The organism is Paenibacillus sp. sgz302115 (assembly GCF_056120445.1).
This window is the reverse complement of record NZ_JBVYOK010000013.1, coordinates 13,750-34,219: the sequence shown is the minus strand read 5'-3', so window position 1 is coordinate 34,219 and position 20,470 is coordinate 13,750. Positions and strand designations below refer to the sequence as shown.

The 20,470-nt window shown below is 52.8% G+C and carries 16 protein-coding genes and 1 riboswitch; of the genes, 5 read left to right on the top strand and 11 right to left on the bottom strand.

Annotation, left to right across the window (positions count from 1 at the left end):
* The first annotated feature begins 90 nt into the window (after positions 1 to 90).
* The 3 genes from AC0LWN_RS21675 (at position 91) to AC0LWN_RS21665 (ending at position 3,310) form a co-directional block, all read left to right on the top strand.
* Positions 91 to 1,341 carry an L-lactate MFS transporter gene (locus AC0LWN_RS21675; RefSeq protein ID WP_474668972.1) on the top strand — a complete coding sequence of 417 codons (1,251 nt, stop codon included), beginning with the start codon at positions 91 to 93 and terminating at the stop codon, positions 1,339 to 1,341.
* 443 nt (positions 1,342 to 1,784) lie between these two features.
* Entirely contained in the window at positions 1,785 to 2,363 is a 579-nt protein-coding gene (locus tag AC0LWN_RS21670) for an RNA polymerase sigma factor (RefSeq protein ID WP_474668970.1), read from the top strand.
* The gene (locus AC0LWN_RS21665; RefSeq protein ID WP_474668968.1) at positions 2,324 to 3,310 is read left to right on the top strand and encodes a hypothetical protein; all 987 of its coding nucleotides are present in this window, start codon (positions 2,324 to 2,326) and stop codon (positions 3,308 to 3,310) included. Before AC0LWN_RS21670 ends, AC0LWN_RS21665 begins: the two co-directional genes overlap by 40 nt.
* Positions 3,311 to 3,873: 563 nt before the next feature.
* Here the strand turns inward: AC0LWN_RS21665 and odhB are convergent.
* Both odhB and AC0LWN_RS21655 read right to left on the bottom strand, forming a co-directional pair.
* Positions 3,874 to 5,163, bottom strand: a complete 1,290-nt coding sequence (odhB, locus tag AC0LWN_RS21660) for a 2-oxoglutarate dehydrogenase complex dihydrolipoyllysine-residue succinyltransferase (protein WP_474668966.1) — start codon at positions 5,161 to 5,163, stop codon at positions 3,874 to 3,876.
* A gap of 55 nt (positions 5,164 to 5,218) precedes the next feature.
* Positions 5,219 to 8,086, bottom strand: coding sequence for a 2-oxoglutarate dehydrogenase E1 component (locus AC0LWN_RS21655; RefSeq protein ID WP_474668964.1), 2,868 nt, complete (start codon positions 8,084 to 8,086; stop codon positions 5,219 to 5,221).
* A gap of 386 nt (positions 8,087 to 8,472) precedes the next feature.
* Positions 8,473 to 8,557, top strand: a riboswitch (cyclic di-GMP riboswitch).
* Between the two features lie 28 nt (positions 8,558 to 8,585).
* Between AC0LWN_RS21655 and AC0LWN_RS21650 the strand changes: the two genes are divergently transcribed.
* The gene (locus AC0LWN_RS21650) at positions 8,586 to 8,753 is read left to right on the top strand and encodes an anti-repressor SinI family protein (protein WP_474668962.1); all 168 of its coding nucleotides are present in this window, start codon (positions 8,586 to 8,588) and stop codon (positions 8,751 to 8,753) included.
* Positions 8,754 to 8,871: 118 nt separating this feature from the next.
* Here AC0LWN_RS21650 and AC0LWN_RS21645 read toward each other — a convergent pair whose 3' ends face one another.
* The 6 genes from AC0LWN_RS21645 to AC0LWN_RS21620 form a co-directional block, all read right to left on the bottom strand.
* The gene (locus AC0LWN_RS21645; RefSeq protein ID WP_474669234.1) at positions 8,872 to 9,204 is read right to left on the bottom strand and encodes a helix-turn-helix domain-containing protein; all 333 of its coding nucleotides are present in this window, start codon (positions 9,202 to 9,204) and stop codon (positions 8,872 to 8,874) included.
* A gap of 165 nt (positions 9,205 to 9,369) precedes the next feature.
* On the bottom strand, positions 9,370 to 9,960 hold the full coding sequence (locus AC0LWN_RS21640) for a TasA family protein (protein WP_458965576.1): 591 nt from the start codon (positions 9,958 to 9,960) through the stop codon (positions 9,370 to 9,372).
* Positions 9,961 to 9,997: 37 nt separating this feature from the next.
* Positions 9,998 to 10,594, bottom strand: a complete 597-nt coding sequence (locus AC0LWN_RS21635; RefSeq protein WP_458965577.1) for a TasA family protein — start codon at positions 10,592 to 10,594, stop codon at positions 9,998 to 10,000.
* Between the two features lie 92 nt (positions 10,595 to 10,686).
* On the bottom strand, positions 10,687 to 11,283 hold the full coding sequence (sipW, locus tag AC0LWN_RS21630; RefSeq protein ID WP_474668959.1) for a signal peptidase I SipW: 597 nt from the start codon (positions 11,281 to 11,283) through the stop codon (positions 10,687 to 10,689).
* Between the two features lie 2 nt (positions 11,284 to 11,285).
* Positions 11,286 to 12,542 carry a hypothetical protein gene (locus AC0LWN_RS21625; protein WP_474668957.1) on the bottom strand — a complete coding sequence of 419 codons (1,257 nt, stop codon included), beginning with the start codon at positions 12,540 to 12,542 and terminating at the stop codon, positions 11,286 to 11,288.
* 838 nt (positions 12,543 to 13,380) lie between these two features.
* Positions 13,381 to 14,358, bottom strand: coding sequence for an aldo/keto reductase (locus AC0LWN_RS21620; protein ID WP_474668955.1), 978 nt, complete (start codon positions 14,356 to 14,358; stop codon positions 13,381 to 13,383).
* Positions 14,359 to 14,670: 312 nt separating this feature from the next.
* Between AC0LWN_RS21620 and AC0LWN_RS21615 the strand changes: the two genes are divergently transcribed.
* Positions 14,671 to 15,870, top strand: a complete 1,200-nt coding sequence (locus AC0LWN_RS21615) for an IS4 family transposase (protein WP_474668953.1) — start codon at positions 14,671 to 14,673, stop codon at positions 15,868 to 15,870.
* A 349-nt stretch (positions 15,871 to 16,219) separates the two neighbouring features.
* Here AC0LWN_RS21615 and AC0LWN_RS21610 read toward each other — a convergent pair whose 3' ends face one another.
* From AC0LWN_RS21610 to AC0LWN_RS21600, 3 genes are all read right to left on the bottom strand, one after another.
* A complete protein-coding gene (locus AC0LWN_RS21610; RefSeq protein WP_474668951.1) occupies positions 16,220 to 16,780 on the bottom strand; it encodes a PadR family transcriptional regulator in 561 nt (186 codons plus the stop codon).
* Between the two features lie 7 nt (positions 16,781 to 16,787).
* Positions 16,788 to 18,308 carry an MDR family MFS transporter gene (locus AC0LWN_RS21605; RefSeq protein WP_474668949.1) on the bottom strand — a complete coding sequence of 507 codons (1,521 nt, stop codon included), beginning with the start codon at positions 18,306 to 18,308 and terminating at the stop codon, positions 16,788 to 16,790.
* Between the two features lie 173 nt (positions 18,309 to 18,481).
* Positions 18,482 to 20,329 (bottom strand): bifunctional diguanylate cyclase/phosphohydrolase, encoded by a 1,848-nt coding sequence (locus tag AC0LWN_RS21600; RefSeq protein WP_474669232.1) that lies wholly within the window; start codon positions 20,327 to 20,329, stop codon positions 18,482 to 18,484.
* Positions 20,330 to 20,470 lie beyond the last annotated feature (141 nt).

The window sequence follows — 20,470 nt, the reverse complement described above, 5'->3', positions numbered from 1 at the left end:
CCGGATTTCTCTCAAAAAAGCGCATTTTCGCTACAATGAAGAGGCAAAGAAGGCCTTGGAGCGACAATTGAGAGAAAGAAGGAAAATGCCATGACAACGACTACGGCCAGCAGCAAGCGGTGGCTCATCGTGCTCGGTACAGTGATTATGCAGATGGGACTGGGTACGATTTATACCTGGAGCCTGTTCAATGCACAGCTTGTCAATAAATTCGGGTGGGAGCTTAGCTCTGTTTCGATAACTTTTTCCATCACCAGCTTTGCCCTGGCCTTCGCGACACTGTTCGCGGGGAAGCTGCAGGAGCGGTTCGGACTCCGCAGACTGACCGCTTCCGCAGGGATTATGCTGGGGCTGGGTCTGATCCTAAGCTCGCAGATCAGCTCCCTTCCGATGTTCTATCTGCTGGCCGGAGTTGTTGTCGGGTATGCGGACGGAACGGCTTACATTACTTCGTTGTCCAATCTGATTAAATGGTTCCCCAAGAACAAAGGCTTGATCTCCGGCGTGTCCGTCGGCGCTTACGGCACAGGCAGCCTGATCTTCAAATATATCAACGGCAGTCTGATTGACTCGGCAGGTGTGTCGAATGCCTTTCTGTACTGGGGCCTTATCGTCATGATTATGATCGTGACCGGCTCATTGCTGGTTCGGGAAGCTCCTGTGGCAGCGGCCACTAAGACAGGGGCTGCTAATGCAAAAAGTACACAAAGTGCGCCGAAAGACTACACAGTCAAAGAGATGCTTCGCACGAAGGAAGCGTATCTGCTGTTCATTATTTTCTTCACCGCCTGCATGAGCGGCCTGTACCTGATCGGCATCGTTAAGGATATCGGCGTGAAGCTGGCTGGACTGGATGTAGCGACAGCGGCTAATGCCGTGGCTATGATTGCGATCTTCAATACGGCGGGACGTTTGATTCTTGGAGCCTTGTCCGACCGGATGAGCCGGCTCAAGCTGATCAGCGTTACGCTGGCGGTTACTGCTGCAGCTATGCTGACCCTCAGCTTCGCAGAATTGAACTACGGCCTGTTCTTTGCCTGTGTGGCTGCGATAGCCTTCTGCTTCGGAGGCAACATTACGGTGTTCCCGGCGATTGTCAGCGACTTCTTCGGCCTTGCGAATCACAGCAAGAATTATGGTATCGTATACCAGGGCTTCGGCATCGGCGCATTGTCCGGCTCATTCATTGCCGCTTACCTCGGCGGATTCAAGCCTACCTTCGTTGTTATCGGACTTCTGTGCATCCTGGCCTGCATTGTTGCGGTTTCCCTGAAGCCACCAGTGCAGAAACAGGCCAGAGAAAAGGGAATAAGCCTGAAGCCTTCACGGCATACGGCTTGAGCCATATAAGATATAAGTTGAACTTTAAAATAACATAAAAGGGTAAAAGTACGGATGGTACGTTTGGAACTGTAGGAGCGAAGCGAAATCCAAACATAACAGCGGCTGAAAGTCCAAACAGTCCCCGCAGTACGGCCAAACCCTAATATGAAAACCTAAAGTTCAATATAGATTCATGTCGGCTGAAAGATTGTAGACAAAGAGAATATGATCCGAAAAAGAGATGTTCAGCCCCGTGCAAACGGATGGCGGGCATCTCTTTTTTGTGCAGATACAGGCCACAAGCTGGGCATCATGCTATATCCTAGAGTTACGTAGAACAAGAGAACGATTCATATGTACATATCATTTTGGCGGCGAAGGCACTTTTTGCAGCGGTCATTTGTTATAGAAATATACAAGCAAAGGAGGTGCTGGCAACGTCACAGGAGCATTTACCGGATATGAAGCAAGTCGAAGCTGTAATCGTCAGTGTTCAGAAGGGGGAGGTCGAGCAGTACAGCTTGATTGTTGCTGCTTTTCAGCAGCCCATTTACCGATATTGCTGCCGTCTTCTGGGGAACAGGCAGGATGCTGAGGATGCCGTTCAGGACATCCTGGTCAAAGCCTACCAGTCCTTGCGGAGGTACAAGCCAACGGTAAGCTTCTCGGCCTGGCTATATCGTATCGCCTGGAATCATTGTCTGAATCTGCTGCGCAGGCGGCAGTTACAGGCGCGGGTAATGCGCATTTTTCGTCCTGAGACCGTGGCTGCAGGCCCGGAGCAGTTAGTGGAGGAGCGGCTGTACAGTCCGGTATTATCGGCGGCGCTCATGCAGCTGTCGCTGGAGGAACGGAATATTCTGGTGCTGCGGGTATTCGAAGAGCTGACCTTTCAGGAAATGAGCGAGATTCTGAACAGCAGCGCCAATAGCCTGCACAAAAGAATGGAGCGCATTAAGCAGAAAGTACGGGAAGCCATGAAAGCGGAGGAGGAGATCCATTGGAACGAGAAGGAATCGGCTATGAGTACAAAGATATAAGGGCTGCCGCTGTCCGCGATGAGCAGCTGCCGGGCATTGAGGTGACAGAGCGGGTAATGGTGCGTATAAGGGGAACCGGGCGGGGCTTGAGCTTGAGCGGTATAAGGACTGCACGCAAACCGGCGGCCGCTTCAGGGATGTTAATTATGCTGCTGCTGATCGCAGTCACAGCTTACGCGACCTCGGAGTATATCCAGATCCGCAATAAGGCGGGCGAGGTCAAGGTGCAGCATTTTGCGCCGGAACTGAAGCCGCAGGGAATATCCTCATATTACAAGTATGAGCAGAAGCTGATGAATTTTGCCAAGCCGGGTGAGGCAATCGCCTATTATGTCAGAGGAGAGCCGGTCTCTGAGGGAACGGGGAGCATGCTGCAATTTGCCTACAAGGAGAACCGGCTGACAGATTACTCCGCTTTTCTCGAAGAAATGAACCGAAAGAACTCGCCAGTGGTGCTTCCCAAGACAGCGGGAGGCTATACGTTTAATCGTGGTGTAGTGTATCCCCAATATCCAACAAAGGCAGGGCAGGACAGCAGCCCGTTTTACCGTCAGACGCTAAGTAAGCTGATTGGCGAGGCGAAACAGGATAAGAAGCGGAATCTGTTCATGAAGGTGGTGCCTTGGACCGAAACCGGATCTGTGCAAGCTACTTATACGAAGCAAGGAGCCAGAGTCGACATATCGGCCGCCCTGCTGAATGGTGGCGAGGTAATGGTATATCAGGAGCCGGGGAACACGCCAGAGAAGCTTAAGGTAGAAGGCCGGGATCTAGTCTACAATCATGTGCTCAGGCCGGATATCAAGCCGGGGTTCAGCTACCATTATTTGAACTGGTACGACGAAGATCAGGATGCGTATTATACGCTTACCACTTATGGGGACCGAGAATTGACCAAGGAGCAACTGCTGAAGCTGGCTGGCGAGTTGATCAAGGGCGGACTGTAGGCCAGAAGGGTAGAAGCTTGCGTATAGCAAGCGGGTGATGCATGCAGGCTATGGGGGACGGGGATGGCTTTTCCGGGAAAATGTTTGTATATTCTCGTACTAGTTCCAATAATCGAGTAGATAATCTTATCCCGAATACACGTTTTATTCTTCTGATGGCGCCGCATAAACACCATGTTTAGTCTAATAAACTCTGTTAGTTGGATATTCTCCCACTAATCAGAGCTGTGCAAGCCCTGCAAAAGAGTTAGTTGGAAAAAGTAGACCTAAATCGAAGAAAAAGGCTGGGATGTGGCGGATTTGCTTGAATTAGGTGGAGAAAATCCATTAAGCGTTGCTAAAAGGCGAAAATCAGTGGATTTAGGTGGAGTAATTCCAACTCGGTTTGTATGAAGCACAGGAATGAAGTCTGGATATGCACGAGGCTGCACATGATGCAAGATTTGAGGTAGAGGCGGCGCTGCAAAGGGGATCAGACAAATAACCTGTGTAGGAGGGATAGAAAATAGAGGCCCACGAGGACGCCGTAACTGTCCTTGTGGGCCTCTTGCAATGTAATAAGATTACCCTTCCAGCAGCAGCGCTTCAGGGTCTTCGAGCAGTTCCTTGACTTTAACCAGGAAGCTTACTGCCTCTGAACCGTCTACAATCCGGTGATCGTAGGAGAGGGCGATGTACATCATCGGGCGGTTGACGCTTCTTTCTTCATCCAGGGCGATTGGACGAAGCTGGATCTTGTGCATGCCGAGAATGCCGACCTGTGGCGTGTTGAGGATCGGTGTCGACAACAGCGATCCGAATACCCCGCCGTTAGTGATGGTGAAGGTGCCGCCTTGCAGCTCTGTCAGGCTGAGCGTGTTGGCGCGGGCCTTGGAGGCCAGTTCGCCGATTTGCCGCTCAATTTCCGGGAAGCTTAGCCGGTCGGCGTCGCGGACAACCGGAACCACGAGTCCTTCCTTGGCGGCAACGGCAATGCCGATGTCGTAGTATTTTTTGATCAGCAGATCCTCGCCGTCAATCTCTGCGTTCAGCAGCGGATAGGCCTTAAGCGCGCCGATCACGGCCTTGGTGAAGAAGGACATGAAGCCGAGTCCGACATCATGCTTCTCTTTGAAGGCATCCTTGCGGCGCTTGCGGATGTCGAGGATTGCGGTCATATCCACCTCGTTGAAGGTGGTCAGCATGGCCGCCGTCTGCTGCGCTTCGACCAGGCGGCTGGCAATCGTCAGCCGTCTGCGCGACATGCGCTTGCGCTCGACGGCTTTGCCGTCCTCCTGCGGCGCTTTGCCCAGCGCCGCAGGAGGCTTCACCGGCTCCGGCCGGGCCGCCGCCGGAGCGCTTGGCGCAGCGGCCCCCGGCCCGGCTGCGCCGTGTCCCAGCACATCGGCCTGGGCGATCCGGCCGATGGGGTCGCGGGCACTGACCTCGCCGAGGTCGATGCCCCGCTCCCGCGCAAGCTTGCGCGCCCCCGGCGAAGCCAGGGCCGCAGTGCCCGCCGCCGCTCCTTCGGGTGCGGCGGGAGCTTCGGCAGCGGGCGCTGGCACCGCTGCTACCACCGCTGCGGCTTCCGGCTTGCCGCCGTCAGCCGCCTGCGGCGCAGCAGCGCTTGCCGTGCCGGCGCCGCTGCCGATGATGCCAATCGCTTCGCCGACGGCTACGTTCTCGCCGGCCTGGCGCAGGATGGAGGAGATGACGCCGTCCTCCTCCGCGCTGATCTCCAGATTGACCTTGTCGGTCTCCAGCTCTGCCAGCACATCCCCCTGGCCGACGGTGTCGCCCTCTTTCACCAGCCATTTGTAAATGGTTCCTTCGGAAATGGATTCGCCCAAATCGGGTACTTTAATTTCGGACACAGGCCGTTACCTCCCCAAACATATTAGTTAACGTTATCGTAACACCATCCTCTGTTTAAGAGGACGGTACAGCCGCTTGTACTTGCGTATTTAATTTCAGGGCTTCTGTAACTATACGCCGCTGCTCAAAAGCATGCACGTCAGCGTATCCGCTGGCCGGGCTGGAACGCTCCGGACGGCCGATATATTGCACGCCAGCCTTCTGCGGGGCGATGGCGCGCAGCCGGGGCTCCGCATAGCTCCAGCCGCCCATATTCTTCGGCTCCTCCTGTACCCAGACGATTTCCTCAAGCGACCGGAAGGTGCTGAGGTAAGCAGCCAGCTCGCGTTCCGGGAACGGGTAGAGCTGCTCCAGGCGGAGGATATGCAGCCAGGACCAATCCTGATCTTTGGCGGCCTCAAGCTCGGTCTGCAGGTCAAGCGTCACCTTGCCGCTGCAGACAACCAGCCGTTTCACCTCGCCGGGATTAGCTCCGAGCAGCGGCTCCGGCAGTACAGGCTGGAAGTCGCCCGAGGCCAGCGCGGCGCCCGGGGAGGTGCTGCGCGGGTTGCGGATCAGACTCTTGGGCGCCATGATCACCAGCGGGCGGGCATCCACGCTGCCGCAAAGGGCCGCTTGGCGGCGCAGCAGATGGAAATACTGTGCGGCAGAGCTCAGGTTCGCCACAGTCCAGTTCTCCTCTGCGGAGAGCTGCAAATACCGTTCCAGCCTAGCGCTGGAATGCTCCGGTCCCTGTCCTTCGTAGCCGTGCGGCAGCAGGATGGTCAGATTGCTGCGCTGTGTCCATTTGGCACGTCCAGCAGAGATGAACTGGTCGATAATCACTTGCGCGGCGTTGGCGAAATCGCCGTACTGCGCTTCCCAGAGCACGAAGGTTTCCGGGGCGAACACGTTGTAGCCGTACTCGTACCCCAGCACCGATGCTTCCGACAGCGGGCTGTTGTACACGCCGAAGGAGGCCTTGGCGTCGCTGAGTTGATGCAGCGGAGAGAACAGGGCGCCCGTGTCACTGTCATGCAGAACCAGATGGCGATGGGCGAAGGTGCCGCGCTGGGAATCCTGGCCGCTCAGACGAATCGGTGTGCCGTCTGTCAGGATACTGGCGAAGGCCAGGGCTTCCGCCAGCGCCCAGTCTACCCGTTCCCCGTCATTCAGCGCATCCTTGCGGCGCTGCAGAATCCGTTCCAGCTTCGGATAGACCTTGAAGCCGTCCGGCACTGTCAGCAGCTCGCGGTTTATCTGCTGCAGACTGCTAAGCGCAACCGCTGTGGTTTGCGGCTGCGGGGTATCCGTCAACAGTTGCACAGAGGTTTTAGCCTCTCCGCTCTTGTGCTTGCCTTCCTTCATCTGGTCAAAGGCTTGCTGCAGCACGTTCTCTGCCGCGCTGTTCATTTGCTTCACTTCGTCTTCCGTGACGATCTTCTCCCGCTGCAGGCGCTCTGCATATATACGATAGACCGTAGGATGGTTGCGCACTTTGCTGTATACAAGCGGCTGCGTCGTTTCCGGATCATCCATCTCATTATGGCCATGACGGCGGTAGCCGATCAAGTCAATCAGGAAATCCTTCTTGAACTGGTTGCGGTAAGCGCAGGCCAGCCGGACAGCCGCAATGCAGGCCTCGGGATCATCCGCGTTGACATGGACAACCGGAATTTCGTAGCCTTTGGCAAGGTCGCTGGCATAATGGGTGGACCGGGAATCCTCGCTTTCGGTCGTAAAACCAATCCGGTTATTGACGATAATATGCACCGTGCCGCCGTTGGTGTATCCACTCAGCTTGCCGATATTCAGCGTCTCAGCAACAATGCCTTCACCCGGGAAAGCAGCATCGCCGTGCATCAGCACAGCAATAGCCTTGTTAGTATTAAGCTTTGGCAATCCCGCCGTATTCCGGTCCTCCTGGGCCGCGCGAGTGAAGCCTTCAACGACAGGGTTGACGAATTCCAGGTGGCTCGGGTTGTTAGCCAGCGTGATCCGGGTACGTACCGTCTCCCCTTCACGGACAGCCCGGTCAGCGCCCAGATGGTATTTGACATCTCCGGTCCAGCCATAGTTGATCCCCATGGAGCCTTCGGACGGGAACAGCTCCTTGTTCGGAGAATGGTGGAATTCCGAGAAAATAATTTCATAAGGCTTGCCCAGAATATGCGCCAGCACATTCAGCCGTCCACGGTGGGCCATGCCCATCAGGATATGCTCTGCGCCATCATGTGCGGCAGCGCGGACAATCTCATCAAGCATCGGCACCAGGGCGTCATTGCCTTCCAGGCTGAAGCGCTTCTGGCCGACAAAGGTTTTGTGCAGGAAGGTTTCGAACTGCTCCACTTGAATCAGACGGTTCAGCAGCTCCTTGCGCTCACCGCTCGTCAAGGGTGCGGGCGAGCTGGTGGACTCTGCCTGGCTGTTCAGCCAGCGCAGCTCCTGCTCTTCGTGTACATGCCCGAATTCGTAGGCTATGGTCCGGGTATAGGCCTGGCGCATCCGGTGAACGGCATCCCAGGCGGTCTTGACTTCATCCGGTGCGTTCTCCCAGATCAGTGATGCGGGCAGCGCGGTCAGGTCTTCGCGGGTGAGGTCATAGGTTTCGTATTCCAGCCATTTCGCCATGGGGTTGTTCCCCCGGACAAGCGGGTCAATATTAGCGGCCATATGGCCATATATACGGATATTGGCAATCAGCTTGGAAGCTCTTACGGCTTTTCTAAGCCACTCCGTATCTCCCGAAAGCGCAGGCTTCGGAGCCGGCAAAACATCTGGGGTGAGCGGAGGAGGTCCGTACACCGTAAAAAGCTCGCGGTAATGATGCTCTACTGAAGCGGGGTCCTTAACAAACTGTTCATATTTTTCCTGAATGTAGCCCAGATTGGGTCCGTGATATTTACTCCAAATGGTTTCGTTATAGGGCTCTTTGACTGCCATGAATGCATCCTCCCAACGGATGAACCCCACGTGCGGCACTAGGCGTCAGCGCCCGGTGGAGCTGCAATGTTTGCGGTTTCATTTCTCATCTTATTGTGCTACTTTCGAGGCGTGTAATCAATTCATACTTTCGTGCAATCCGTTCGCAAAACGGCATGATTCAGCCCATGAATGATGAATAACGGATATCGTTTACTATGATGCAATTCATGGTCAGTCTCACAAGCTTTATTACCCGGACAAAGCCTTGCAAAAAAAGCTAATCTTTTGCACGACTTAGCAAAAAAAAATCCGAAAATCGACACACTTCTTCTGTGAGATTCTGTATAATGTTATTGCGGGTAACGGTTACATTAGTTTCTAGCCAGATCCTTTCATGTAAAGGGTCCAGTAAAGGGTAAACCTGCTGAAAGGCAGGGGCACAAAGTCTCGGGTCTAATGTAGAAATACTACGACGGCCGGACTGCCTGGGGACGCAAATATTCTAGGAGGAGATATCTTGGAAAAGTCCAACCAGGGGAATAACGGAGAACTGCAGACAGTTGATCTGGATTTAGAATGGGTGCATTTGCTGATGTCGGCCAGGAAGGCGGGCATCGGGGCGGAGGAGATCCGCCGGTTTTTCAGTGAGAAAGCATTGGGCGAGAAGGCATTGCAGGTCATGTAGGGCGTTTTCGATGCAGGGATATATACGGAAAAGGGCACAGCGGAATCCGCTGTGTCCTTTTCTGCAAATATGAGAAAGTATAAGTATCACACTATACTGTATCCTTATATTTCTCGAACTATTGATCCTTCTGCTCCAGCCGCCATTTTTGATAATCCAGAAACTCTTTGAATTCCCGTTTGCTTATGCCTGAGGCCATAGCTTCCTGAACGAGCCGGAACCATTCGCCGTCCAGGGGCGGCTCTTCCGTATCTGCGGGCTCGCCATAGAGGAGAGTATGGATGGAAACCTGAAGCGCATCGGCGATTTTTTCAATGAATTGAATTGAGGGGTTGGATTGAATATTTCTTTCAACATTGCTTAAGTATGATTTCGCCACATCAGCCTTGTCAGCCAGCTCGGATAAGGACAAGCCTTTTTCCAGACGGAGTTGATGGATGCGGCTACCCATATTATCCGGCACGATTAAACGCCCCTCCGCATTTTTTGTTAACAGTATAACAAATTTTCGCATAACGGACAAAAATCAATGCTTCAGCAAAGCGGTGAGCAGGAAGAAAAACGGCATACCCCGCCCGGATGAGGGAGGATACGCCGTTTTTGCGCGGGATGAGGCTTATTTCAATTCACCGGGGCCTTGTTTGGCGTTGAATGTCCAGGTGAGGGACAATTTATCCCCCTGGAACACGTTCTGATCCTGACCGTTGTCGACAAATACGAAGGCTACCTTGAACACCTTGGATTGTCCGGCACTGATGCCGCCAGGGATTGCGCCTGTGCTGATCAAATCATAGTTTGACGTATTTTTCAAATCCTTGAGCGAAATCTCTCCGAGAACATAATTGGTAATATCGCCGCTGACATAGGTGTCTTTCAGGAGCTTCACTTTAAAATGATCCCCGAGATCCTGCGCACCGTTATTCGTTCCTGCATCGGTTACTGTGTATGCACTGGCGAGCTTCAGCTCTTTGATATCCAGTGTTCCGCTGTTCTGCAGTGTGAAGTTGCGCACCGCAATATCGCCTGGCTTGAGGTTGCTGAGATTAACGATCTCCGTTGGAATGGTATTCAGGTCCAGCGTGCCGGCAGCAAAGGTTGCTGTACTCTGCGCAGTGTCGCTGAAGTAAGCGAAGGTGCCTCCCCCGATCAAAGACAATCCCAAAGCTGCCGACGCAATACCGAAGCCCAATGTTTTTTTAATACCCATAATGTAAACCCTCCTCGATTATTTTATTTGTGTGTGCTTATTTAAACTCGCCGGCCCCTTGGCTGGCTTCGAAGTTCCAGGTGAGCTTCAGCTTGTCGCCCTGGTAGTAGTTCTGCGGCTGGAAGGTTTCCTTGAAGGCGAATTGCACAGTCAGCTTATCCTCGGTGCCTGCTTTAATTCCTGATTTCTCGCCGCCCAGGATAGTGCCGAGTATCTTTCTGGCGACTAGATCGGGGGTTTCGCTCTCCAGATCGGCGAGTGAGATCACCAGGATTTCCGGCTGTCTTTTGTCGTTGTTATTCAGGAAGGTAACGATAATATCATCCTTGAGATTGTGGTTTCCGTTGTTGTTGTTCGTATCCGTCACTACGGAGGTGGTCTTCAGCAATACCTTGGGAATATCCAGCGAGCCGTCATTTTTCAGCTTGAAATCTCTGGTGATCAAATCTCCCGGCTTCAGATTGCTGAGATCGACGATGACAGCGGGATCAGAAGTCAAACTTAGTGTTCCGTTGTTAAAAGAAGCAGAACTTGTTGCAGTGTCGCTAAAGTAAGCGAAGGTTCCCCCGCCGACCAGGGTCAGGCCAAGCGCTGCCGAGACAACGCCGAGGCCCAGTGTTTTTTTGATGTTCATTTGTTCATCCCTCTCTCAAAGTTCTTTTTTGTAATAGGCAGAAATCGTTATCTATTGTGCTCCGCGTTTCGTAAACGGGAGAGGACAACCTGTCATTGCAGCGCTTTGGGCAAAGTCTCTGAACCTGCGGAACCTGCGGACCCGGTGTTTTTCTTTTCCAGTGCGGCAACAGCCTTCCAGGAGGTGAAAAGCGCGTAGAGGAGCAGCAGCAATCCCGGTATGATCATCAGCATCACGCTGCCTGCCTTGGAAACCGCGAAGTTAATTGCATATCCCACGTAAGGAACGGTTACTCCGGTGTATTGCCCGACGACATTGGTCGAGCTGACGGTTGCTGAATCCGCCGCGTCGTTATTATCGCCTTTGGTAGTATAAGTAGCTTCGCCTGTGGCGCTGTTAACAGTGGCATCCACAATGCGGTGGGTGATCAGGAGGTTCTCCTGATTAATGAACGTAATGACGTCTCCCTTCTGGAAACGGGCCGTATCGCCGCCCGGCTTGATGGCTACAATGGAACCGGTATGAATGCCTGGCTCCATGGAGCCGGAGAGGACGGTCTTGATCTGATAGCCGAAGAAGGCTGGCTCGCCGCCGGAGGCTTTGGAGATCACGACGGCAACCACCAGGAGCAGAAAGATCAGAAACATCAGCGTGGATAATGTGGTGCTGAGTATTTTTTTGATAGACATTTTTATTCGCCGCCTTTACTGGATTCGGGATCTGGGGTAGGCGCAGGAGTAGCTGTAGGAGTAGGAGTAGGAGTAGTTGTAGGGGCATCCTGTACCGTATGGTCATCTTTAATAACAGCTTGATCTTGATCGGAAGTTGCTGTCGGTGTCGGTGAGGCTTCTGGAGCACTATTCCCGGGAGTTGCTGTCGGGATCGGTTCATGGCCCGGCGTCTCAGCGGAAGGCTTGCCGTCTCCCTGGTCTGGTGAAGCGGCCTTTTCTGTAGGAAGCGGCTCCTCCTTGTCTCCGTCCTTCGCTGGTTGCTTGTCTTCAGGAGCTCCCACAGCTTTGTCTCCGCCATCCTTCGCGCCTTCTTCCTTCTGCTTGAGCGCTTCGGCGGCTTCTTCCTGCTTTTTCTTTTCCAGTTCGAGACGTTTCTTTTCTTCGGCCAGGGCCTTTTCCTGCAGCTTAGCTTTTGCGTCCGCGATTTGTGTCAGATGATTCTGCAAACTGCCCACTGCGGAGGACAGGCTGCTTTTGGTGGCGGTCAGATCCGTATTCAGCTGCTCATAAGTGGCCTGCAGCACGGTAGATACATCGGAGTCCGCATCATATGCCTTGGCTATGAAGGAAATAATCGGCTCTTCAGCGGGAAACCCGAAGCTTTCCTGGCGCAGCAGCATCCGGTCGGGATTGCCCTCCGGCAGTGTACTGCCGATTTGGCGAATGGAGCTGAGATATTTCACGATTCCGTTCAAAGCACCGGTCAGTGATTCGGACAAAATCCCGCTGTGACCGGCGCTTAGCTGAAGCTGCTCGAAAGCCTGTGCGTCACGGATTTCCAGACAGTTCGGTTCGAGATTAACCATGTAACCGCCAAGCTGGTTCAGGATTGCCGCTGCGCTGCTTACTTCCTGCAGAATCTGCTGCCAGACTCCGCTATTCAAGCTGAGTTGATTGTCTAATAGGGTCATTTCGGAATTTGCGGCGGAAATCTGTTCGTTAATGCGGGCTGCAGCCTGATCAAGCTCATCCGCTGACATCTCATTGGTGCCTGATGGAGCACTGTAATCTCCGGCGGTGCTGTAGCTGTGAAGAGAAGCTTTAAGTTCGATGATTTTCTGGATATGCCCGGCGAATGCTGACAGCAGCTGCTCGATCTGATCCGGGAATACGGAGCACAGCTCAATGGTGCTATCCTGCTGCTGGGTTGTTGTGTACTCTCCGTAGGTACTGCCGACCTGGCCGGAGGTATAGAGCAGAAGAACGGATGCAGCCATACCGGATTGCAGCATGCGCAGACCGATTTTACTATGTTTTCTTTTACGCCGTTTGGCGGATCTGGGGTACAGAGGCGGGCCCCCCTCTCATGACTTTCTTTTGTGGTTCGTTATTATCGTTCTTAATTAAGAACGATATCGTAAGCAAATCATACACTGGCTGCCGGGTAAAAAGAAAATGTTGATTTCGTCTGAATGTTCGCAATAAAGCACAAAAATGGCTATTTAGCGGCTATTATCTGGCGATATCGCTGATTTTCGCAAAATGTTCTTTATAAAGAACATTAGGTGTGGTTGGCGCTATATAGGTGGATGTATTGTAACGTGGAGCAGTGGGGGGAGAGGAGGTGAAGTGTATGAGGCTTATGGTATAACGGCAAAGAAGGCGAACGAAGGCGGGTGAATAACGGCAGAAATGCCGTTAAATTAGATGTGAGCGGCTGAGGGCGGTGGAACAACGGCAGAAATGCCGTTAAATAGGGCGATAATGGCCGAGAGGCGGTGAATAACGGCAGAAATGCCGTTAAATCGGTTGCGGGCGGCCGAGGGCGTGGAAATAACGGCAGAAATGCCGTTAAATCGGGCGTGAGCGGCTGAGGGCGGTGAAACAACGGTAGAAATGCCGTTAAATGGGGCGTGAGCGGCTGAGGGCGTGGAAATAACGGCAGAAATGCCGTTAAATGGGGCGTGAGCGGCCGAGGGCGTGGGAATAACGGCAGAAATGCCGCTATTTCCGCCGTAAGCGGCCACAGGCCAACCAGCAACGGCAGAAATGCCGTTGCCGACACAAACGAGGCCGCCCCATACGCAAATGGGGCGGCCTCCACAAAAAGCTAGCTCAAGGCAGCTTCCCGCCGCGCGAGCTGACGTACAGGTCGTACCATTCCTTGCGGGACAGCTCCAGCTTGTCCGCATCCCGGCAGGCGGCGATCCGCTGCGGGTTGACCGTACCGATAACCGGCTGGATTGCAGCCGGATGAGTCATTAGCCAGGCGAGCACAATCGCTTCAGGTGTGGTGCTCTTCTCCTCGGCCAGCGTCTTCACCATGGCCGCTGTGTTCACGATATTGTCCGGCTGCCCTTCCAGGGAGCGACCGCTGAACATTCCCTGGGCCAGCGGGCCCCAGGCCTGAAGCTGGATATTCTCTGTGCGGCAGTGCTCAATGGTACCCTCCGGAAAGGTGATGTCCTTCCAAGGCTCGCGGTTGACGCTGATTACAGCATCGAGCCAACTGATCTTGGCCAGGCTCATGTGCAGCTGATTGACGATGAACGGTTCATCGCAGTAAGCCTGCAGCAGCTTGATCTGGGCCGCACTCATATTGGAGACCCCGAAATGGCGCACCTTGCCAGCGGACTTGAGCTGGTGTAGCGCCTCGGCTACTTCCTCAGGGTCCATGAGCGGGTCGGGACGGTGAAGCAGAAGAATATCAATGTACTCTGTACCGAGCCGCGAGAGGGTTCCGTCGACGCTGCTCAGGATATGCTCCTTGGAGAAATCAAATACATTGGAGAGGTCGCCCGGCTCCATCAGCCGGATTCCGCATTTGGATTGAAGAATGACTTCTTCGCGCAGGCCCGGACGGTCTTTGAAAATTTGTCCGAACACCTTCTCCGCCTTCCCGCGGGTATAAATATCGGCATGGTCAAAAAAGTTAATCCCGATCTCAAGCGCGGCTTCCACCGCCTCGTGTCCCTGCTTCACATTTTCGGCAGTAATCGGTTCGTGGTCCCAGCCTCCGCCAAGGCCCATGCATCCCAGGGCAATCCGGCTGGCGGGAATTCCTCTTTTGTTCAGCGGCAGCGTTTTCAGCACTAATATCCCTCCATGACAGAGTAATTACGGCTCAGAGAATATTGTACAACTTTCGCATCCGGTATGGTGTTTTTTTGTCGCCGGAAGAACATGGACTTACTCTCACATGAACTTGTGTGACTGAGATGGAATTTCTCCACTTCATCCCGCTGAGTGACCTCCCCCGGGATGGTTAATGGGAAAAACTCCACTAGCGTTGCATAAAAGCTAACATTGATCGAATGGTATAAACTAACTGTCCGTAAACAGAAAAAAACTCTATTGTAAGAAGGTAAGGCACGTTGTCCATACCCCCTTACAAAGGAGCCCCTAATGGATAACGTTAATGCAAATTCAGTCATACGTCAATTCGTATCTTTACTTCCGGTCAACGTTCTGAACCGGACCGTGTTCGATTACTACACTAAAAAGCTCACCGTGATGAAAAGTATCTTCATTTTTGTTGCCGCCCAGTTGAATCGCTGGTCTTCATACAGCGAAATCGAAGCTCAGATCCGTGCACAAACCGAACTACAGCGTCTATTTCATCTGGATAACATCAGTGGCTCGCAGTTATCCCGTTCCTTGGATCGGCTACCCACCGAACTGCTCGAGTGGCTCTTTCAGCAACTGGCCCTGCGTGCCAAACGGCGGACAGCATCTCTAGGCGGAGTTTCCAAAACCATTGGTAAACTGAGTCTCATAGATGCTTCCACGATTTCGTTGCCGCTGGGTTTGGGGAATTGGGCACAGGTGAGTCGTAAAGCCAGTAGCGTCAAGATGCATCTGCGGCTCGTCGTCGCCTCACCGGATACCGTTTTTGCAGATGCCATGGTGCCCACGACAGCCAATGTTGGCGACCGGGCATGTGCCGTCGAGCTCGTCATTCCTTCGGACACAACTTATGTCATGGACCGTGGCTACGATGACTACAAAAAGATGGAAGAATGGAGCAAAGCGAACATTCGGTTCGTCATGCGTCTGCGGGATCGGGCCTTTACTACTGTGTTGGAGGAAGCTCCAGTGGAAGCAAACAGTCGAATACTCCGTGATGCCAAAGTACAGATGGGCAGTGCTCCACGTACAGACAAGCACACCTTACGGCTCATTGAATTCACAGATGAGCAGGGACGTCGTTACCGGCCGGTCACGTCGATATGGGAGCTGCCTTCGGAAGAGATTGCACTGATTTACAAATGCCGCTGGCTGATCGAATTGTTTTTCAAATGGATTAAGCAGCATTTGCGGGTGGTGCATGTGCACAGCTACAAGCCGCAGGCGATATGGAATCAGTTGTTTCTGGTTTTAATTACGGCGCTTCTGGTGCAGGAGATAAGGGCCACGCTCCCATGCAAAATAACACCTTGGCACTTGCTTAAACTGATACGCATTCATCTGTATCTGCCGTGGTCATCTCTAGAACAGGAGCTGTTTAGGCCACGAAGAACATCCAAAGGAAGACCACCGGGTGTCCAGCCAAAACCGAAGATTTTACGAACAACGGTTGGTGAACTCCGAGCGAGTAAAAAGTAATTATTGCACAATAAATGGATTAAATTGACAACTACGCTTTACGCTTAAGACCCCATTCTTTTATGCTTTCTAATGCAAAAACAAGATGTAAAAATATTCTTACAGATACAATAAAACGTATTTCTTAAAACGATGTAAGGGTTAATGCAACGCTAGTGGAAAAACTCCACTTATTTCCTTCTAAAATCACTGAATGGGGGAAAATGGAGAGAATCAAGTCTACTTTTTCCACCTAATCACCAAAAAATCAGTGAAATTCGCAAATTAGGTTGCCTTTTTCCACTTATCCTGTCGTCAGCGAACGCCCAGAAACCCCATTCAAGCAAGTGCAGCCACTTCCACGTGTCCGCTACAAATCAAGCGGAGTGCCGATATCGTTCAGCTTCCGGGCGGCTACATCCTCGTAGACGCGCTTCAGCCACTTCAGCTCCGTTAGGGTATGCTCGTATCTGCCGTACATCAGGTGCAGCGCAGAGCGGGGGACGATGGAAATATGCTCCTCGTACACCTGATAAGCGTAGTTTACCTGATGCTCAGTCTCACGAATCCGCTCCTCCAGCAGCCTCTCGACCTTGCCCTGATCAATATGGCGGGAGAGCGAAAGTGCTGTGTAGAGCGGCTGATAGACAAGCTCGGTTTTTTTGATCTGCTGCATGATTAGCTGCTCGAACAGCGCCTTGCCTTTATCCGTAATGCGGTAGATGGTTTTGTCGGGGCGGTCGCTGCTGTGGATGACCTCTACAGCCTCAATGTGGCCGTCCAGAGCAAGCTTATCCACTGCATAATAGAGCGAGCCTGTCTGCAGCTTCATGATCTGGTCCATCATTCGTTCCTTCATGACAAGGTTGATCTCATAGGGATGCATGTCCCGTTCCAGCAGCAGGCCGAGAATTAACAGTTTCATCGACATAGCCGGATTACCCTTGCTTGCCGGCCTGCTGAGGTGCTTTACGATGAACCGTCAAGCGGTCACCCGGCATCAGCAGGACAAAAACAAAAGCCAGCACGGCCGGAACAAGCGCCCACAAAAAGGTATGGGCAACAGAGCCGGACAAGGCGTTTGTGATCTTTTCCAGCACCGGAGCCGGAATCTGCGCTCTGGCTTCCGGGGTCAGGGCTGCGCGCGGATTTCCGAACGCCGAGGTGTCCGCACTGCTTCCGAAGGCATCGCTGAGCTGATTCGTGAAGCTGTTGCGCTGAATAATCCCGAAGATGGTAATGCCCAGCGTCATTCCGAGAGAGCGCATGAAGGTGCTGGTCGAAGTGGCCGAGCCGCGCTGGCGCATCTCGAAATTATGAATCGAAGACATGCTAAGCACCGAGAAAGAGAAGCCTACGCCAAACCCGGTCAGTGCCATATAGACATTAAGCATCATCCGGGAGGTATCTGGAGATAATGTGCTTAATGCGAACACGCCTGCTGCAAAAAAGACCGCGGACAAAAGCATGATATTGCGGAAGCTGGTTTTGGTGGTCAGCAGTCCCCCGGTCTGGCTGCCGATAACCGAGCCGATCATCATCGGCATCAGGATCAGCCCCGAGTTGGTCGCCGAGCCGCCGTATACCCCCTGTACATAGATCGGGATGTACACCGTTGCTACGATAAAGGCCGAGCCATAGAAGAAAGCGAGCAGACTGCTTGTGGCAAACAGTCTTTTGCGGAACATATCGAAGGAGATGACCGCCTCCGGCGCAACCCGCTCAATCAAGAGAAAGGCCACCAGCAATACGGCAAAGCCGCCGAACAAGCCGAGAATCGTTGCCGAATCCCAGGCATATTGGTTGCCGCCCAGCTCCAGTGCGAACATCAGGCAGATAATCGCTCCCACGAGGGTAAAAGCGCCGCCCCAGTCAATACGCTGCTTGGAATGGGTAACGGATTCCTTGTAGAACATCATGATGAGGATAAAAGCGACCACGCCAATCGGCAGGTTGATATAGAACACCCATTGCCAGCCGGCATAATCCGTAATATAAGCGCCGAGCAGAGGGCCCAGCACGCTGGAAATACCGAAGACCGCGCCGAACAGTCCGGTCAGCTTGCCTCTTTTTTCCGGCGGATAAATATCGAACACAATGGTGAAGGCGATCGGCATAAGCGCGCCGCCGCCAATCCCTTGAATCGCCCGGTAAATGGCGAGCTGGGTAATGGTGGTCGAGGTTCCGCAGAGGGCGGAGCCGGCTAAGAATACGATCAGGCCAAAGATGAAAAACCGTTTCCGTCCGTACATATCGGACAGCTTGCCGAAGATTGGCGTTCCCGCCATGACCATGACCATGTAGGCCGAGGTCACCCAGACGATTTTATCGAGTCCGCCAAGGTCGGACACGATGGTACCCATAGCCGCGGCTACAATGGTATTGTCCATAGCGGACATAAGTATACCAAGCAGCAGGCCGACAACTACGAGCTTCAGATTGCTTTCTTTACTATGCATGCTTCGCAGACTCCTCCTGTGAAAAGTTTCGTGAGCCTCATTATATTCAAATTTGAATAGGGGATCAAGATCATCTTTGTAAAATTTCTGAAAAAATTTTCTCCTCCCGTGCTCCAAAATCCGGAAGAACACAAAAAAACATCTGCCGCTCTTGCAACAAGAACGGCAGATGTTCAGGACGATGCATTGGTTTCTGCGGCGGCTTCACTTTTGCAGACCTCTCTGGCCTCAATATACTGGATGAACAGCTCAGTCAGCCCGGGGTCGAACTGGCTTCCGGCGCAGGAGCGGAGCTCAATAATGGCCTCTTCGAAGGATTTGGTGCGCTGGTACGGCCTCTCAGTCGTCATGGCGTCGAAGGAGTCGATAATGGTCAGCATCCGGCACAGCCTGGGAATCTCTTCTCCCTTGAAGCCGTAGGGGTATCCTTTGCCGTCATAGCGCTCATGATGCAGCTCGATGTAAGGGGCCAGATCCTTGAACTTGTCGTTGGTCAGCGCCATTTCCTTGCCCCAGGTGACATGCCATTTGACCATTTCCCATTCCTCCGGGGCAAGCTTGTCTTTTTTGTTCAGAATACCCCAGGGAATCTCCAGCTTGCCGATATCATGAATCAGCGCGCCCAGTGTGAACTGCCGTTTGGAGAGCGTGTCCAGCTTCAGCAGCTCGCTGATATCCAGGGCGTAGCGGAAGACGCGTTTGGAATGCTTGAAGGTCTCCAGATCCTTGTACATAAACAGGTTAAGCTGCTGTTCAATATCGCGCACATCCTGGCTGAAATCAATGTCCTGCTCTAGAAGCGATTGGTTGCCGTAGATATGGACCAGATTTTTGCCCTGTTTTTTGGCATAGTACAGCGCCTGGTCGGCATGCTCGACAAGCTCTGACTTGAAATGGACATCCGGCTGATACCCGGCTATGCCCGCAGAGAACGCCAGACAGCCCTGAGGGAAAATTTCCGTGCCTTCAAAAGGGGAATTGTTAAGCGTTTTGCGCAGGCGCTCGACAAATTGCTTGGATGCAGTTGGGTCATAGCCCGGCATCAGCAGCGTGAATTCTTCCCCGCCATAACGGGAAACAATGATATCTGTGCCTTCCGTGGCCTTCTTCAGCAGCTCCGCCAAAAAAACGATCAATCCGTCCCCCTTGAGATGGCCGAAATGATCATTGTATTTTTTGAAATCATCAATATCAATCATAGCCAGAGAGAGCGCGGTACCGCAGGCCCTTGAATTGCGCATCGCCTCCTCCAGCCTGGCCTCGAAATAGCTGTGATTGAACAAGCCCGTACGCTGGTCCCGGTTCGCCCGTTCCTCGATATCGCGGTACATGCTGAACAATCTTTTGAAGGAATAGGAGATCATAATGCTGAGGCAGAGAAACATTCCGAGCCCGAGCAGCCGGTTGTGGTAGAGCAGAATCGTCAGTACCAGGGATAACACCAGGGTGCACAAGTAGGCCAGAATGGTGTCGGTCAGCATGCCCTTTAGCGTGTCGTACAGATTTTGATGGTAAACAAGGTAATAGTAGAAGCCAATGAGCAGTGTATTCAGGATAAAATAGACCGCCATTGCGCCCACATAAGAAGATAAATGGCTGCTTAGAAGCGGTCCCTGCACTCCACCAAGCGCTGTAAAGATATACGAGGCGGAAATGATCATAATGCAATACATGGAAAAGTTAGTGACTTGCTTCCACCAGGCTGTCGCTCTCCATTCAACAAACAGAAGGATGAGGGAACACAGCAGCAGGACTGTAAGCGTAAACGGCAGGCCAAATATAAAAATACAGGCCAAATAGACAGCGGAGTCCAGTGACAGTCCGTTGCCCTGCGGAGGAAGCTGGAAGGTGAAGATCGTCAGAATCACTGCCGCTCCCGACATAGCGGTTATCCAGCCCCAAGCGGAGAATGGGAAGTGTAACAGGGGTTTTGCATCATAAAAAACAAACAAGCCCAGGCCAATCAGGCATATGATAAAGGAGTACAAATGGCTCCTGTTTCGTTGCAAGCTGCGGGCCATCCAATTGAGCACCGTTGCCCCTCCTTTCAGGAAGTTATTATGTAAAAGGGGACTAAAGGCTATAAATTCGCTTTATGGAGGAGAATTCCTGCTAATTCATGACGAATTAAGAGCTTTCTCAGCAGAGAGAGCTGAATTAGA

Bases quoted from the DNA above. Each gene is read 5' to 3' on its own strand.
- AC0LWN_RS21675 (WP_474668972.1), top strand. From the start codon at position 91: ATGACAACGACTACGGCCAGCAGCAAGCGGTGGCTCATCGTGCTCGGT.
- AC0LWN_RS21670 (WP_474668970.1), top strand. From the start codon at position 1,785: ATGAAGCAAGTCGAAGCTGTAATCGTCAGTGTTCAGAAGGGGGAGGTC.
- AC0LWN_RS21655 (WP_474668964.1), bottom strand. From the start codon at position 8,086: ATGGCAGTCAAAGAGCCCTATAACGAAACCATTTGGAGTAAATATCAC.
- AC0LWN_RS21645 (WP_474669234.1), bottom strand. From the start codon at position 9,204: ATGGGTAGCCGCATCCATCAACTCCGTCTGGAAAAAGGCTTGTCCTTA.
- AC0LWN_RS21640 (WP_458965576.1), bottom strand. From the start codon at position 9,960: ATGGGTATTAAAAAAACATTGGGCTTCGGTATTGCGTCGGCAGCTTTG.
- AC0LWN_RS21635 (WP_458965577.1), bottom strand. From the start codon at position 10,594: ATGAACATCAAAAAAACACTGGGCCTCGGCGTTGTCTCGGCAGCGCTT.
- sipW (WP_474668959.1), bottom strand. From the start codon at position 11,283: ATGTCTATCAAAAAAATACTCAGCACCACATTATCCACGCTGATGTTT.
- AC0LWN_RS21625 (WP_474668957.1), bottom strand. From the start codon at position 12,542: ATGGCTGCATCCGTTCTTCTGCTCTATACCTCCGGCCAGGTCGGCAGT.
- AC0LWN_RS21615 (WP_474668953.1), top strand. From the start codon at position 14,671: ATGGATAACGTTAATGCAAATTCAGTCATACGTCAATTCGTATCTTTA.
- AC0LWN_RS21610 (WP_474668951.1), bottom strand. From the start codon at position 16,780: ATGTCGATGAAACTGTTAATTCTCGGCCTGCTGCTGGAACGGGACATG.
- AC0LWN_RS21605 (WP_474668949.1), bottom strand. From the start codon at position 18,308: ATGCATAGTAAAGAAAGCAATCTGAAGCTCGTAGTTGTCGGCCTGCTG.
- AC0LWN_RS21600 (WP_474669232.1), bottom strand. From the start codon at position 20,329: ATGGCCCGCAGCTTGCAACGAAACAGGAGCCATTTGTACTCCTTTATC.